19 protein-coding genes are annotated in these 13,353 nt (G+C 58.2%); 5 read left to right on the top strand and 14 right to left on the bottom strand.

Annotation, left to right across the window (positions count from 1 at the left end):
• Positions 1-212: 212 nt before the first annotated feature.
• Positions 213-1,139: a 23S rRNA (adenine(1618)-N(6))-methyltransferase RlmF gene (rlmF, locus tag LRK71_RS20085; RefSeq protein WP_232405741.1), complete on the bottom strand. Its 927-nt coding sequence runs from the start codon at positions 1,137-1,139 to the stop codon at positions 213-215.
• Between the two features lie 323 nt (positions 1,140-1,462).
• Positions 1,463-2,317, bottom strand: a complete 855-nt coding sequence (locus LRK71_RS20080) for a LysR family transcriptional regulator (protein WP_232405740.1) — start codon at positions 2,315-2,317, stop codon at positions 1,463-1,465.
• Between the two features lie 97 nt (positions 2,318-2,414).
• Between LRK71_RS20080 and tmpA the strand changes: the two genes are divergently transcribed.
• Genes tmpA through LRK71_RS20625 form a run of 4 tightly spaced genes read left to right on the top strand, consistent with a single transcriptional unit; the run spans position 2,415 to position 4,564 of the window.
• Positions 2,415-3,563 (top strand): 2-trimethylaminoethylphosphonate dioxygenase, encoded by a 1,149-nt coding sequence (gene tmpA / locus LRK71_RS20075; RefSeq protein ID WP_232405739.1) that lies wholly within the window; start codon positions 2,415-2,417, stop codon positions 3,561-3,563.
• Positions 3,560-4,153, top strand: a complete 594-nt coding sequence (tmpB, locus tag LRK71_RS20070) for a (R)-1-hydroxy-2-trimethylaminoethylphosphonate oxygenase (RefSeq protein WP_232405738.1) — start codon at positions 3,560-3,562, stop codon at positions 4,151-4,153. The genes tmpA and tmpB overlap by 4 nt, the downstream gene beginning before the upstream one ends.
• A gap of 51 nt (positions 4,154-4,204) precedes the next feature.
• Positions 4,205-4,342, top strand: a complete 138-nt coding sequence (locus LRK71_RS20065) for a hypothetical protein (protein WP_232405737.1) — start codon at positions 4,205-4,207, stop codon at positions 4,340-4,342.
• Positions 4,343-4,354: 12 nt separating this feature from the next.
• On the top strand, positions 4,355-4,564 hold the full coding sequence (locus tag LRK71_RS20625) for a hypothetical protein (RefSeq protein WP_408636027.1): 210 nt from the start codon (positions 4,355-4,357) through the stop codon (positions 4,562-4,564).
• 12 nt (positions 4,565-4,576) lie between these two features.
• Here the strand turns inward: LRK71_RS20625 and LRK71_RS20060 are convergent, their stop codons facing one another.
• The 3 genes from LRK71_RS20060 to LRK71_RS20050 all read right to left on the bottom strand — a co-directional run bounded on the left by LRK71_RS20060 (position 4,577) and on the right by LRK71_RS20050 (position 5,970).
• Complete coding sequence (locus LRK71_RS20060) at positions 4,577-4,738, bottom strand: hypothetical protein (RefSeq protein WP_232405736.1); 162 nt, start codon at positions 4,736-4,738, stop codon at positions 4,577-4,579.
• A gap of 162 nt (positions 4,739-4,900) precedes the next feature.
• On the bottom strand, positions 4,901-5,107 hold the full coding sequence (locus LRK71_RS20055; RefSeq protein WP_232405735.1) for a glycine zipper domain-containing protein: 207 nt from the start codon (positions 5,105-5,107) through the stop codon (positions 4,901-4,903).
• A 626-nt stretch (positions 5,108-5,733) separates the two neighbouring features.
• Positions 5,734-5,970, bottom strand: a complete 237-nt coding sequence (locus tag LRK71_RS20050) for a hypothetical protein (RefSeq protein WP_232405734.1) — start codon at positions 5,968-5,970, stop codon at positions 5,734-5,736.
• 153 nt (positions 5,971-6,123) lie between these two features.
• On the opposite strand from LRK71_RS20050, the gene LRK71_RS20045 reads away from it, so the two are divergent.
• Positions 6,124-6,852 (top strand): Crp/Fnr family transcriptional regulator, encoded by a 729-nt coding sequence (locus LRK71_RS20045; RefSeq protein ID WP_232405733.1) that lies wholly within the window; start codon positions 6,124-6,126, stop codon positions 6,850-6,852.
• 23 nt (positions 6,853-6,875) lie between these two features.
• On the opposite strand, the gene LRK71_RS20040 is transcribed toward LRK71_RS20045, so the two are convergent.
• The 9 genes from LRK71_RS20040 to LRK71_RS20000 form a co-directional block, all read right to left on the bottom strand.
• Positions 6,876-7,040, bottom strand: coding sequence for a DUF3309 family protein (locus LRK71_RS20040; RefSeq protein WP_232405732.1), 165 nt, complete (start codon positions 7,038-7,040; stop codon positions 6,876-6,878).
• Between the two features lie 74 nt (positions 7,041-7,114).
• The gene (locus tag LRK71_RS20035; RefSeq protein WP_232405731.1) at positions 7,115-7,255 is read right to left on the bottom strand and encodes a hypothetical protein; all 141 of its coding nucleotides are present in this window, start codon (positions 7,253-7,255) and stop codon (positions 7,115-7,117) included.
• 83 nt (positions 7,256-7,338) lie between these two features.
• Positions 7,339-7,548, bottom strand: a complete 210-nt coding sequence (locus tag LRK71_RS20030) for a hypothetical protein (RefSeq protein ID WP_232405730.1) — start codon at positions 7,546-7,548, stop codon at positions 7,339-7,341.
• 59 nt (positions 7,549-7,607) lie between these two features.
• Positions 7,608-8,624, bottom strand: a complete 1,017-nt coding sequence (gene arcC / locus LRK71_RS20025; protein ID WP_232405729.1) for a carbamate kinase — start codon at positions 8,622-8,624, stop codon at positions 7,608-7,610.
• A gap of 1 nt (position 8,625) precedes the next feature.
• The gene (gene argF / locus LRK71_RS20020) at positions 8,626-9,627 is read right to left on the bottom strand and encodes an ornithine carbamoyltransferase (RefSeq protein WP_232405728.1); all 1,002 of its coding nucleotides are present in this window, start codon (positions 9,625-9,627) and stop codon (positions 8,626-8,628) included.
• A gap of 10 nt (positions 9,628-9,637) precedes the next feature.
• The gene (locus LRK71_RS20015) at positions 9,638-10,861 is read right to left on the bottom strand and encodes an arginine deiminase (RefSeq protein WP_232405727.1); all 1,224 of its coding nucleotides are present in this window, start codon (positions 10,859-10,861) and stop codon (positions 9,638-9,640) included.
• Positions 10,858-12,309 carry a YfcC family protein gene (locus tag LRK71_RS20010; RefSeq protein WP_232405726.1) on the bottom strand — a complete coding sequence of 484 codons (1,452 nt, stop codon included), beginning with the start codon at positions 12,307-12,309 and terminating at the stop codon, positions 10,858-10,860. Before LRK71_RS20010 ends, LRK71_RS20015 begins: the two co-directional genes overlap by 4 nt.
• Before the next feature lie 186 nt (positions 12,310-12,495).
• Positions 12,496-12,843, bottom strand: a complete 348-nt coding sequence (locus tag LRK71_RS20005; RefSeq protein ID WP_232405725.1) for a hypothetical protein — start codon at positions 12,841-12,843, stop codon at positions 12,496-12,498.
• 63 nt (positions 12,844-12,906) lie between these two features.
• Positions 12,907-13,323 (bottom strand): hypothetical protein, encoded by a 417-nt coding sequence (locus LRK71_RS20000; RefSeq protein ID WP_232405724.1) that lies wholly within the window; start codon positions 13,321-13,323, stop codon positions 12,907-12,909.
• Positions 13,324-13,353: the final 30 nt, after the last annotated feature.

Below are 13,353 nucleotides of genomic sequence, written 5' to 3'. Positions count from 1 at the left end.
TTTCAAGGTTTGATCTTGAATGGGGAGAAGTGACTGGAAGGTGATGGGGAAGCGCACCCGTTGGTTTGATTTCAATGATAGCCGACTTCCTGCGTGAGGCAAAACACCTCCGCTTTGGGCTGGCAGCCGCCGTTGGCAGTGTTCGGATTCACTGCATGCAGTTTTTACTGAACCAGACCTTATCGGCACTACAGGCCTTCGACAAAAGGCGGCTATGTCCGAGCATTCTTCACAAACGCGGAGCGCTGATTTTTCTTCATGTAAGTCCAAGCAATAAATCGGCTAGTTTTTTGTCCCTGCGCCATTTCTACGACCTTACAGTCAGCAACCCTGGCTTTTCCCAGAATTCGCTTGAGGGGCTGGAGGTTATCTTTTTTCGACACCAACGAAGTAAACCACAGGCACTGGTCGGCGAACTCCGTGCTCTGTTCAACCATGTGAGCGATAAACTTTATCTCGCCCCCAGGACACCAAAGTTCAGCATTTTGACCACCAAAGTTGAGTTTTGTTGAACGCCCTTTGCCAAGGTTCGCCCACTTACGTTCGGTACCCTTATTCGCTTTTTCGATAGACCCATGGAAAGGTGGATTGCACATGGTTACGTGAAAAACATCGTTGGGCTGGATCACACCGCGAAAGATATTCTCAGGTTTGCTTTGTCGCCTAAGGGTAGTTTTTAACTTGTTGTATTTACAAATTTTTCGGGCCGAGTTGATCGCACCCGTGTCGATATCGACGCCAGTGAAGTGCCAGCCGTATTCGCTCTGGCCCGTCAGCGGGTACACCAAGCTCGCACCAGTGCCGATGTCCAAGGCCTTGATATGACGCCCTCGCGGGGTTTCTTGATTATTGCTGTCGGCAAGCAAATCCGCGAGATAGTGGATGTAGTCAACACGGCCGGGAATTGGGGGGCACAAGTAACCGGCGGGAATGTCCCAAAAATTAATATCGTAATGCGTTTTTAGCAACGCCCGATTAAGCATGCGGACGGCCATAACATCTTGAAAATCAATCGTCGTTTGACCCGCTGGGTTACAGATCGTAAAGGCCTCAAGCTCGGGCGTCTGCGCCACCAACCGCGCGAAATCGTAACCTTCTGAGTGTTGATTGCGGGGGTGCAGTTTCGATTTGGTGGCCATGGGGACGCCTTCATTTTAGGTTGGTGGACGTTACTCGCCAGACAATGTGTTATTTTTAGGCTGTCATGAAAAAATAGTAAAATGAGGAGCGGGGCATGTCCTCCCTTGATGCGACGGCGCGAGCATTCAATACGTGTGCTGCATCTATCATTTAGGCCTCGAAGTTGTCTTTCTCTAACGCAGCATGTCGCTGATCCAATAGATGCGTCTGTCAATTGCGGCGCTTTGGGGGACCTTCATTTGGTTCTTGAACGCCGCATTGCAGCTTCTTCGGACCGGTCATTTAATGACGGCAAGCTTTGATACGACGATGAAGCAGATTGTCAGGCAAGCGCCTTGGCGAGCTCATTCCATTGGGTCCGCGCAATCGCATCCGGTCCGGCGATAGCCCAATAGCTTTCGTGGTGTTGCAGAGCCTCGTCGCTGAGTCTAACCAGCCGTCCGGCCCTGATATCCTCGTCACAAAGCGGCAATGATGCCAAAACTACGCCCAGACCGGCACGCGCTGCACCAAGGGCGGAGAGGAACGTGTCAAAGCGCAGCTGCGGGACCGGGGTCGTCGAAATTCCGAAGCGGGTGGCCCAGGTGTTCCAACCCGGGCGCGGCCCAGAACATGCGATGCGGGGCCAGTCCGTCCAATGTCCAACGCTCTTGGCCAGGTCGGGCGATGCAAGCGGGGCAATCTGCTCATCGAACAGCTGCAACTTGTGATCGTGCGGCCAATCGCCCGTGCCATATCTGATGCGAATGATATCGTCCAAAGCGGCCTCATGCGCGCCGATCACCATGGATTGGATGGTGAGTTGCCCCTTCGCGATCCGCCCCAATCCTTGGAGGCGAGGACGCAACCACAGATCGATGATCGATTGGCTGGCCGAGATCGTCATCTGCCCCCGGCCAGAGCCGAACAGGGCTTCGGAACTGTCCCGCAAATTTCTGAGCGCCGTGCGCACGTGTGGAAGCCACGTTTCGCCCTCAACAGTCAGTTCAATGGCCCGCGCGCGCCTGTAGAAGAGAGTTGTGCCAAGCTCTTTCTCAAGCTGGCTGATCCGCTGGCTGATCGCGGATTGTGTCAACCCTGCCTCTGCGGCGGCAGCCGTAAAACTACCGCAGCGGGCCGCAGCTTCAAATGCGCGTATCCACTCCAGCGGCGGCATCTTGAATCTTCGATCATTCATTAGCAAAGCGATACCTTAGAGTGATTATTTCTAATTTGATCTTATGCCTGACAGTTGCAATGCTGTCGCCATAAATCTGCTGACCAAGGACTGCATCATGATCTCCGTAACCGTCGATCCGTTAGGTGAACACCTGACGCTGAAAACAACAAGCTCTCGTCGGAGCTTCCATGCGATCTGGCTGCGTGACAATGCAAGCGATGCCGAAACACGCGCTCCCGGCAACGGTCAGCGCCTGATCGCATTGCGGGATATCCCGACTGATACACGCATCGCCAGCGCCGAACTGAAAGGCAATACGCTGGAGGTTTGCTTTGCGCCCGAGGGTAAGGTGACGGCCTATGATCTGGGTTGGCTTGAAGCGAATGCCTATGACAACGAGCAATCCAGTCACCAGCGCGGCTGGACGGCGCCGGGTGTCGAAACCTGGGATGCCCGGCTGATGGGCACGGTCCCCACCGCCGATTTTGAAGTGCTTTCCGGCGATGACGCGGCCCTGACCCAATGGCTTGGGCTGGTAAACAAATATGGCTTTGGCAAGGTCGTGAACGGACCGGTTGAGGATGGCGCCTTGTTCAAGTTCGTCGATCTGTTCGGATATGTGCGGGAGACAAACTACGGGCGGCACTTCGAAGTGAGGACCGAGGTCAATCCAACAAACCTTGCCTTTACCGGACTGGGCCTTCAGGCGCATACCGACAATCCGTATCGCGACCCGGTTCCGACCGTTCAGGTCCTTTATTGCCTCGAAAGCTCTGCGGCGGGAGGCGAAAACATGGTCGTGGACGGATTTGCCGCCGCAAAACGGCTGAGAGAGGAAAACGAAAACTACTTCGACGTGCTTGCCGACCATTGTGCCCGGTTTGAATTTTCGGGCGAGGCGGGCGTTTGCCTGACATCGCGCCGCCCGATGATCGAGCTTGCCCCAGATGGTGAGCTGATCGCCGTGCGGTTCAACAACAGATCTATGGCTGCGATCACTGATGTCCCCTTCGATAAGATGGCAACCTACTATGCCGCCTATCGCCGTCTTGGCGAAATTATCGATGATGAGGCGATGGAAGTCACATTCCGGCTGAACCCTGGTGAAGGTTTTGTCGTTGACAATACGCGCGTCCTGCACGCCCGCAAAGGCTATTCCGGCGAAGGAACCCGCTGGCTTCAGGGGTGTTACGCCGACAAGGACGGGTTGAGATCCACCTATGATGCCATGTGCAGAAATATGCCATTGGGGGATACGGAATGAGACCGGACATCGATAGCCTCAGCCGCGAGACGATCGTAGATTTCATTGGGTCCATCTTCGATCGCCGCGGTGGCGAGGAATATCTCGGCGAACCTGTGAACATGGGCCAGCACATGCTGCAGGGTGCAACAATTGCCGAGCAAAACGGCCAGCCTGAGGAGATTATCGTCGGCGCGCTGCTGCATGATATTGGGCATTTTACCAGCGAATTTGGCACATTCACGATGGGCGACACCGAAGATCGCCACCATGAGGATGCAGGTGCCGAGGTGCTGGAACGTTTTTTCCCGAGCGTGATCACGCACTGCGTGCGTTATCATGTTGCCGCCAAACGGTACCTCTGCGCGACGCGGCCCGAATATTACCGGCGTCTGTCCGAGGCTTCTATCCACTCACTTAATCTCCAGGGCGGGCCTATGAGCGCTGAGGAGACCGCGGAATTCGAGAAGAACCCAAATCTGGACCAGATCATCGCGGTGCGCTATCTGGACGATGCTGGTAAGCGCCCGGATATGGAAACACCCGACTTTTGGCATTTTGCCCCGATGGTTCAACGGATGGTCGATCAACACAGTGAGACTCAAATATAGCTGCACCAGCTAACATTTTTTGGGAGCTTCTGGGGCGTCGCAGCGGCCTTGTTGAACTTTATGCCGTTTATCGGGATCGCATTGCTGGTACTGATTACTCTGGGTGTCGGGATCGTATCATTTGAAGATCCGTTTATCGCATTTGCACGGTTCATGGTCGTGGTGACGCTCAATATCGTGGAAAGCTAGATCGTCACACCTATGGTCGTTGGAGCACGTCTTCAAATCCCGCCGATCGCGGTCTTTGGGGCGATTGCTTTTGGTGCATGGCTTTGGGGCGCGGGGGGCGCATTGATCGCCACGCCTGCGTTGATTGTCATGGTGGCAATCGTCAGTCGGCTTAACGCCGCAGCACATCCTTCACGGGCGTCGCGCCAAGACAAAGGCGGCCAGAAATGCAGCAATCGGTAGCAGTGGCTGGGCTTAACTGGAAAGAGCCGCTGTCAAGGCGATATCGGCGGTGGCGCGGTTCTTGGCCACCAGAATCTTTGCTGTATAACGCGCCGACGCACCACGACCGACCAGATACACGGTCAGGGCAAAAGCTGCAAAAAGGAGGGCGAAGACAAGGGCGGTCAGAGGCAAGCCGATGAGCCGCAAAAGACTAGCAAAGCCAGCGGTGGCCAGAAAAAAACCGCGATGAAGCCAAGTAGCGCCGTCAAGCAGGTGAAGGTCGCACGCGAACCCGCGCCACTCAAGGCGACACGGGTCAAATCACGCAGCGGGTCCAGAAGAGGAAGTGCCATATCAGCCCTTCCGGGAAATCAACCCAAGCAGCAGACCAACCGCCGCAGCGATCCCGACAGCCGCCAGAGGATGTTCAAGCACGGTGTTCGTCGCAGATTTGTGGATATCGCGGCCGGTCTGGTTGATCTGCTGGCCCGTCTGTCCAATCCCGTCTGACACATCGCCGGAGATTGTGTTCACGAGTTTTTTCAAGTCGTCGCGCAGCACATCGATCTGTTGGCTAAGATCATCAGAGGACAGTGCATCTTTGGCAGTCGATTAGGCAGTGGCCATGGGTATCTCCGATACAGGGTTTAGGTGTCACCACGTTTGATAAACGGGGCAAAGTTAAGTCCGTGAAGGGAAGGTTATGACGTGACTCAGCGCAGGCCGAGGATGCCCAGAACGAAAAGGACAATCACAACCAGCCCTACAAGATATATAATTCTAGTCATCGGCATCCCATCCGTTGCGTGGCTCTTATGTTGGCCAGTCTTCGTCGAGACTATCCCAAATACGAGGTTGAGGATTACAACATGGATCAGTTTGACGCGTCATTTCGGTGTGACCTATGAGGCATGTAACCGTTTTGCCGCCTGTGAGCCACTTAAATCAAAACCGGGTCGGTCGATCTTTTGAGCGCTTTTGTCTGGTGCGTGCGGTTCGTCCTTTATGGCCGTCCCGCGCTTGTGTTCGCCGGTTTCGTCCGGGACCTCCGGGGACCGGGACTTAGGTAAAGTGGAAGGTTTTTTGTGATGTTTCATGATCTTCCTCCTTTTGTCGAAATTGGCGCCTGCTCTCTGACCCGGAGGAGCGCACCATTTTGGCCCGAACCAAGCGCGCCATCTGCAGAGTCACGCCCTGCGGACAGAATTTCCTCCGGCGATGATCCGTCGGATCAGTGCGGCTGCAGCCTGGTGCCTTTCGACATCGGCCTCGGATCCAGTGGCGTTCTCATGGGTGGCAGCGGCATCCGTCAGAACGCCCATGATCTCTTTCTCGGGCAAGATCCCGGCGTCGTTCAGTGCGAGGAGCAGGGCCTCACAAACCGCGAGGGCTGCCATGCCTGAATACGTATGATCGTCTGTCATAAAGTATTGACCTTTCCGACGCCTGCGACGCGGGGGGTGCGCCTGCTGCTTAATGAACAGACTTGCAAAAACTCTGCTATGCTGGGCTGATCGACATCAGTCCTTAGGGCGATTTCTTTTGTTAGAAATTCGATGCGTGTCGAAGAGGGACAAATGATCGAAAACACTCCGCTTGTCCGCAAGCTTGGCGCATTCGTCGCCCTGTTGGACCCTGAACTCTCGGTGCTTGCTTCGTTGCACAAGCGCCGCCGCACCTTCGTGGCGGGGCGGGATCTTGTCCATCAGGGGCAATCAGATCAGGCTGCCTATATCCTCGCCTCTGGCTGGGCCTGTTCCTACAAGCTTCTTGAAGATGGTCAGCGGCAGATCGTGGATTTCCAGATCCCAGGCGATTTTCTGGGGCTGCGCAGTGTCCTTCTGCATGTGTCGGATCACAGCATCGAGCCGGTGACGGACATCGAGGTGACGGAAGTCCTGGCAGCCGACCTTCTGAAAGCGTTTGCGCAAACGCCCCGGCTGGCCACCGCGGTTTTGTGGGCCGCGTCCCGCGATGAGGCGATGGTGGTTGAGCATCTGGTTGGTGTAGGACGCCGCGATGCGGCCGAACGCATGGCGCATTTCCTGCTGGAGCTTGGCGGAAGGCTTGCCTGGGTGGGACTGGGGAACACGGACGGCTATGCCTGTCCGCTGACGCAATACCACCTGGCCGATGCGCTTGGGCTGAGCGCCGTTCACGTCAACCGGGTTCTGAGGCAGTTGCGCGAAGCAGGCATGGTCACGTTTCGGGACGGGTTTGTCGCGTTTGATGACTATGACCAACTGATCAAGTTCGCCCAGTTCGATCCGTCCTACATGGATCAGAAAGGGCCGTTTCTCCCCTGACGTCGCTGCGCATTGGCCTGCCGTCAGATGCGACCCAGCAGCATCAGGATGACAACGATGATCAGGACAGTACCAAGAACACCGGTCCCGGCATGACCGAAGCCATAGCCATAGCCGCCGAAGCGCCCGCTGAACCCACCGAGCAGAAAAATGACAATAATAATGATCAGGATCGTACCGAGTGACATGGCGCTTTCTCCTATGTTGGGGGCGCTCGTCATGTGAGACGCGCCCATGGTGATATTGTCGGCAAGAGGTCGTTTCAGTTCCCCTCGATGGTCACGCCATGCTCGTTGATCTCGATATCGATGCCACTTTGGCGTTCCTGATAGTAGAGATACCCAGCCCCGATGGCGAAAATGGCGAGCATCGCGATCAGGATGATCAAGAAGTTGCGACTCATTGCCGTCTTCCTTTCAGCTTTCCGGTGTTAGGCGTGTCCAAGGGAACATGTATCAAGCGCTTGTTCCGATGGCTTTTGACCCACTATTCGTTGCGGCAGAAGGGCACGTTTAGGTCTCTGCAAAAATAGCCCGCAGCGCCGCCGATAACAGCGCCGGTAACAGGGCTTCCGCCAGTTGCTCCGGAAATCACCGCGCCGCCTGCAGCACCGGCAACACCGCGTTCCGTATCGTTTCCGAGACATCCACCAAGGCCAAACAAGACTGGCAAGAGAAGAATGGCTTTGACGTACATCTGACAATCCTTTGGTCTGTTCTGAGTGGAAATTTGTTCGTCCAATACCCGGTGAACGCTCAGACTATCGCACCGCCGTCATCAAGCCACACTGATACAGGTTGGTCTGCGCCCGTGAAACCAGAGGTCTTTTGGCCGGACTTGACGTTCCGGCTGGTGTGCGCCTTGTCCGACAGGACACGCGTTCCCGCCCGGCCCTCCAGGATCGCTCGGGCGTCTGTCAATTGGCCGATGCCGGCAAGCTTGCCGCTGGCCTGGACAAAGGCGATGGCGGCGCCGACCTTCGGCCCCATCGACCCCGGCGCGAGGTCGAGGTCGCCCAGTGCCTCGGGTGTCGCTTCGCTGATCGCGCTCTGATCCTCGCTGCCATAGTGACGGAACACCGCTGGCACATCCGTCAGCAGCAAGAGCGCGTCCGCGCCCAGCCCCAAGGCCAGCAATGCCGACGTCCGATCCTTGTCGATGACCGCTTCCACGCCCGTCATCTCTCCATCCGCGTTCCGCACGACGGGAATGCCACCGCCCCCGGCGCAGATCACGGTATGCCCGGCGCTCAGAAGGACCTTAATGGCGTCCAGACCCACGATTCTGAGGGGCAGCGGCGAGGGGACGACGCGCCGACGGCCGCCGGAGCCTTCGGTGACCATGGCCCAGCCATGATCTTGCGCCGCCTGCTCGGCCTCGGCCTCAGTGTAGACGGGGCCAATGGGCTTGCTTGGGGTCTCAAAGGCGGGGTCCTTCGCGTCCACCTCTACCCGGCTCAGCAGGGTAGCACATTGCGATCCCTCGGGTAGGGCGTTCATAAGCTCCTGCTCAATCAGATATCCGATCATGCCCTCGGTTTCGGCGCCCAGGACATCCAGCGGCCAGGGCTTTGCCGGATCGTAGGCCGCACCTTGGAGGGCGAGCAAGCCGACCTGCGGACCATTGCCGTGCGCCACGACGATCTGATGATCGCGGGCCAGGTCTGCCAGTGCAGTTGCCGCGATCCGGACGTTTGTGTGTTGTGCCTCAAACGTCATCGGCTCGCCCCGCTGCAAAAGCGCGTTGCCACCCAAGGCCACCACCACGCGCATCTCAGGACCCCATCGTGGCGACAAGAACCGCCTTGATCGTGTGCATCCGGTTTTCCGCCTGATCAAAGACGACCGAGGCCGCGCTTTCGAACACCTCTTCCGTCACTTCCATGCAGTCGATGCCGAATTTCTGGAATGTGTCCTCGCCCACTTCGGTGTTGCGGTTGTGGAAGGCCGGCAGGCAATGCAGGAACTTGGCGTAAGGATTGCCGGTCATCTCCATGACTTTTGTGTTGACCTGATAGGGCGACAGGAGGGCGATCCGCTCTTTCCAGACCTCGTCTGGTTCCCCCATGGAGACCCAGACATCGGTATAGACAAAATCCGCCCCTTCCAGCCCTTCGGCGTGCTTCTCGGTCAGGGTTATCCGGGCTCCTGTGGACTCGGCGATGGTGCGACATTGCGCGACAAGGTCAGCGTCGGGCCAGCAGCTTTGTGGGCCACACAGACGGATATCCATGCCGATCAGGGCGGCACCCACCATCAGGCTTGAGCCCATGTTGTTGCCTGCATCCCCCATGAAGCAAAAGGCGATATCAGACAGGTGTTTGTGAGTGAATTCGCGCATGGTCATCAGGTCGGCAAGGATCTGTGTCGGGTGGAAATCATCCGTCAGCCCGTTGAACACCGGCACGCCGGAAAACTCCGCCAGCACCTCGGCATCCTTCTGGCCGAAGCCGCGATACTCGATGCCATCATAAAACCGGCCCAGAACCCGCGCGGTATCCTTCATGGTTTCCTTGTGGCCGATATGGCTGCCCGATGGCCCCAGATAGGTGACATGCGCGCCTTGATCGTAGGCCGCGACCTCAAACCCGCTGCGGGTACGGGTGCTGTCCTTTTCAAAGATCAGGGCGATGTTCTTGCCCTCCAGTTGCGGCCGCTCATAGCCGCCCTGCTTGGCCATTTTTAAGCTGACCGCCAATTGCAGGAGATGCCGGATCTCGTCGGGAGAGAAGTCGAGCAGCTTGATAAAACTGCGGCCGGATAGGTTCTGTGGCATTGGATGTTCCTTAAATGGGGTCGCGGATCAGGGGGCAGGTCATGCAGTGTGATCCACCGCGCCCGCGCCCAAGCTCTGATCCGGGAATTGTGATGACTTCGACACCCGCCTTGCGCAGAAGGGTGTTGGAGTAGACGTTTCGCTCGTATCCGACGACAACGCCGGGCTCGAGACACAGCAGGTTGTTGGCATCGTCCCATTGTTCACGGGCGGATTCGTAGGCATCGCCGCCCGTGGGCACGGTGCGCAGTTTCTTGAGGCCAAGGGCGGCGGCCACGACCGCCAGAAACGGTTTCGTTTCGGCCTCCACGACGACGTCCTCGCCCTTGCCGGGGCGCAGGCTGTAGCAACGGATGGCATCGGTTACCTCGGCAAAGACCGTGACCAGATCGCGGTCGCAGAAGGTAAAGACGGTATCGAGATGCATGGACCCGCGCGCACGGGGAAACTGGCAGGCGATGACACGGGTGGCACCGCCACCGGCAAACAATCCACGGGCAATCTGGCCGACGGCCTGTGGTGTCGTGCGCTCCCCCATGCCGATCAGAACGCATCCATTGCCGATGGGCATGACATCTCCGCCTTCGACCGTCGCCGGGCCATGATCGGCCATCGGGTCGCCCCACCAGACGGGAAAGCCCGCGTCCTTGAAGTCGGGATGAAAGCGATAGATGGCGGCGAGGTTCAGCGTCTCCAGCCGCCGCGCGGGCCAGTGCATCGGGTTGAGTGTAACGCCGCCATAGATCCAAGCCGTCGTGTCGCGGGTGAAGATATGGTTGGGCAGCGGCGGCAGGATGAAATCAGCAGGTTCCAGCATGGGCGCCAGCACACCCTTTTCCGGGATCGGCAGTTCGGCCCTGCTCATGCCGCCGATCAGGATGGTCGACAACAGATCGGCGTCGACCTCCATCAGATGGGCCATGAGGTCATCGGCCAGACCGACGCCGACGGTGTTGTCACTGATCCGTGCCTCCAGCAGCCATTTGCGGGCCTCCATGTCTTTCAGTGTTTCCATCAGCAACTGGCGCAGAAACACCACCTCGACCCCGCGATTGCGCATGGCATCGACAAAGGTCATGTGTTCGATCCGCGCCTGCTTGACCCAGATCACGTCATCAAACAGCAGTTCGGCGCAGTTGGCGGGCGTCAGCCGCGCCATGGCGGCGCCGGGCTTGTGAACGAGGACGCGGCGCAGTTTGCCCGCCTCGGAATGGACACCGTAGGTGATGCTCATGTCAGTGTTCCTTGCAGAAGAACGCCAAGACTGAGGGCAGCCATGACAATGATCGTGAGACCCAGGAGCACCGGCCAGACGAAGCGCAACCAGCGTTCATAGGGCACCCGCCCGATGGCGAGGCCACCCATGACCACCGCAGAGGTGGGGGTAACCAGATTGACCACGCCTTCTGCTGACTGGAATGCTGTCACCACGAGGCTGCGAGATACCCCCGCAAAGTCGCCGACGGGGGCAAGGATCGGCATGGATAGGACGGCAAGGCCGGAGGTCGAGGGCACGAAGAACGACAGGACAACCTGAATCCAGTACATCACGTTGATGAAAATGACCTCATTCAGGCCCGCGACGGTGCTTTCGGCCCAATGCAGGATCGTGTCGGTGATGTGACCCGCGTCCATCACCACGACAATGCCACGCGCCAGCCCGATGATCAGCGCCACGCCCAAAAGGTCGCGCGCGCCGCCGACGAAGGCGTCGACAAGCCCTTTCTCTCCTAACCGTCCTATGATCCCTATGGCGATACCGGCGAACAGGAACAGCCCACTCATTTCGGCCATCCACCAGCCGCCCAGCGAGACTCCCCAGATCATCACCGCGAAGGTCGCACCAAAGAGCAGCAGCACGATCTTGTGCAAACCCGTAAAGTCGCTCGCCGCAGCCTCAGTCGTGCCGCGGAAATGTGCCTCGTTCCCGGCCTTCCTGTCAAAGACCAGCGACTGCGAGGGGTCGGCCTTGACTCGTGCGGCATAGCGCATGACGTAAGCAACGGCCGCAGCGAAGGTGAGCGCAAGCAGGACCAGCCGCAGCGTCAGCCCGTCGGTGAACGGCACCCCGGCGGCGTCCGAAGCGATCACGGTCGAAAAGGCGTTCACGGTCGAGCCGAGCACGCCAACCCCGGCGCCCAGCAGGATCACCGCCACGGCTGTCAGCGCGTCATAGCCCGCCGCGATCATCACCGGCGTCAGAATGACGTAAAAGGCCAGCGTTTCCTCGGCCATGCCATAGGTCGAGCCGCCCGCTGCGAAGAGCGCCATGAGGATTGGGATCATCCACTTTTCCCGTCCCTTCAGCTGCGCCATTGCGCGCTTGATGCCCGCATCGATGGCTCCAGTGGCCGTCACCACACCGATGAAACCGCCGATCATCAGGACGAACAGCGCAACGTCGATGGCATTTGCAGAGTAGCTGCCCGGATCGTAGAAGCCTGCGATGGGAGCCAGGATCACGTCGAAAAAGCCTTGCGGATTGGCGTCGGTAGGCGCGTAGGTTCCCGCCACCGGAACTTCCTTGCCAAGCGCCTCGGACGCAGCGCGCTCGTATTGGCCTGCTGGGATCACCCACGTCAGCCCGGCGATGATGACGATCAGCGCGAAAAGAATGGTGTAGGCTGAAGGGAAGTGAAAACGGGGGCTGCGTTCAGTAGATGTCGCTTTGGTTGGTGGCATGATGAGGTCCTTTCCCTATCCGGTTCTTGAAAAGAACCGGCGGCCACCCTCATCTTGATCCAGGATAGCAGATCGCGGACTGACCGAGGTTAGGTTGCGCGCATTACAGAGGCTTGTGGATCGGAACGCGAACCGCGCCGATGCATAGCCGAACCTTGCCGAACCCGCGCCGGACAAATCTCGCGATCAACTCAGCGGGGTCTGCTGGTGCGCAAGGCGCAGCCACTTGCCGTTGTCGTTCAGGTAGGTTGAGGTGCAGAGCGCCTCATAGATCGGTTCGTCGCTCCGTTCGGCAGAGACACGATAGGCCAATACGGCAATGTCGTTCTGGTGTGAGAGGTAACGCTCGCTCATCTCGACCGAACGCCATCGCTGGGCGACGTCTTTTTCTCTCCAGAGCGCATTGCCTTGAAGAATACCGGCAGGAAAGGGCAAGACGAAAACGGCGCCTTTTGCCGTGGCGTGACGCGCACTGTTGGCGCCTTGTGTCCAGAAGCGTTCTTCCAGATCCCAGAGGGTGTCATCTGCAGTCATTTGAGGCTCCTTTCAAGATTGGCGGTTGTGCTGGGTGATGGCTGTTTCGCGCAGGGGTGCATCTCACTGGCCTGGTGCGAGCATGGCGGCCCAGCCAACGAACAGGGCTGCCGCGATGATCCAGTATAATGGGGATCCCTGCGGCGGCAGCGCCAGCTTGGCCGAAGTGCCGTCCTGGGGTGAACTTGCCGTCGTCGCCCGCCTTGGCAGCAGGGCAAGAAGACCCGAGACGATCCTGCTCCTATCCGAAACAAGGGTCGGTACGTCATGGAAACGTGTCATCAGCACCACCAACCTTTGCCGTGCCGCCTCTACGGGCAACCTGGAGAGCTCCGATGCTTCGCTCCAGGGATCGACGCCGAGCCGGGCGAGCATCGATAGAACGGTGACGCTGCTTCCGCGTCGATCTTCACCCAAGGGTGCGTGCAGAAACGGCTCAAATTGCGGGTCTTGTCCAAGTTGCGTCAGGGCGTATGCCATTGCGGGATCCTTGCTGGGGCCGTTTGCATG

It is taken from the genome of Pseudophaeobacter flagellatus (genome assembly GCF_021228235.1).
GTDB lineage: Bacteria > Pseudomonadota > Alphaproteobacteria > Rhodobacterales > Rhodobacteraceae > Pseudophaeobacter > Pseudophaeobacter flagellatus.
The sequence above is the reverse complement of the archived record's forward strand: the minus strand, read 5'-3'. Positions and strand labels throughout refer to the sequence as shown.

Bases quoted from the DNA above. Each gene is read 5' to 3' on its own strand.
- rlmF (WP_232405741.1), bottom strand. From the start codon at position 1,139: ATGGCCACCAAATCGAAACTGCACCCCCGCAATCAACACTCAGAAGGT.
- LRK71_RS20080 (WP_232405740.1), bottom strand. From the start codon at position 2,317: ATGAATGATCGAAGATTCAAGATGCCGCCGCTGGAGTGGATACGCGCA.
- tmpA (WP_232405739.1), top strand. From the start codon at position 2,415: ATGATCTCCGTAACCGTCGATCCGTTAGGTGAACACCTGACGCTGAAA.
- tmpB (WP_232405738.1), top strand. From the start codon at position 3,560: ATGAGACCGGACATCGATAGCCTCAGCCGCGAGACGATCGTAGATTTC.
- LRK71_RS20625 (WP_408636027.1), top strand. From the start codon at position 4,355: ATGGTCGTTGGAGCACGTCTTCAAATCCCGCCGATCGCGGTCTTTGGG.
- LRK71_RS20050 (WP_232405734.1), bottom strand. From the start codon at position 5,970: ATGACAGACGATCATACGTATTCAGGCATGGCAGCCCTCGCGGTTTGT.
- LRK71_RS20045 (WP_232405733.1), top strand. From the start codon at position 6,124: ATGATCGAAAACACTCCGCTTGTCCGCAAGCTTGGCGCATTCGTCGCC.
- LRK71_RS20040 (WP_232405732.1), bottom strand. From the start codon at position 7,040: ATGTCACTCGGTACGATCCTGATCATTATTATTGTCATTTTTCTGCTC.
- LRK71_RS20035 (WP_232405731.1), bottom strand. From the start codon at position 7,255: ATGAGTCGCAACTTCTTGATCATCCTGATCGCGATGCTCGCCATTTTC.
- LRK71_RS20030 (WP_232405730.1), bottom strand. From the start codon at position 7,548: ATGTACGTCAAAGCCATTCTTCTCTTGCCAGTCTTGTTTGGCCTTGGT.
- arcC (WP_232405729.1), bottom strand. From the start codon at position 8,624: ATGCGCGTGGTGGTGGCCTTGGGTGGCAACGCGCTTTTGCAGCGGGGC.
- argF (WP_232405728.1), bottom strand. From the start codon at position 9,627: ATGCCACAGAACCTATCCGGCCGCAGTTTTATCAAGCTGCTCGACTTC.
- LRK71_RS20015 (WP_232405727.1), bottom strand. From the start codon at position 10,861: ATGAGCATCACCTACGGTGTCCATTCCGAGGCGGGCAAACTGCGCCGC.
- LRK71_RS20010 (WP_232405726.1), bottom strand. From the start codon at position 12,309: ATGCCACCAACCAAAGCGACATCTACTGAACGCAGCCCCCGTTTTCAC.
- LRK71_RS20005 (WP_232405725.1), bottom strand. From the start codon at position 12,843: ATGACTGCAGATGACACCCTCTGGGATCTGGAAGAACGCTTCTGGACA.
- LRK71_RS20000 (WP_232405724.1), bottom strand. From the start codon at position 13,323: ATGGCATACGCCCTGACGCAACTTGGACAAGACCCGCAATTTGAGCCG.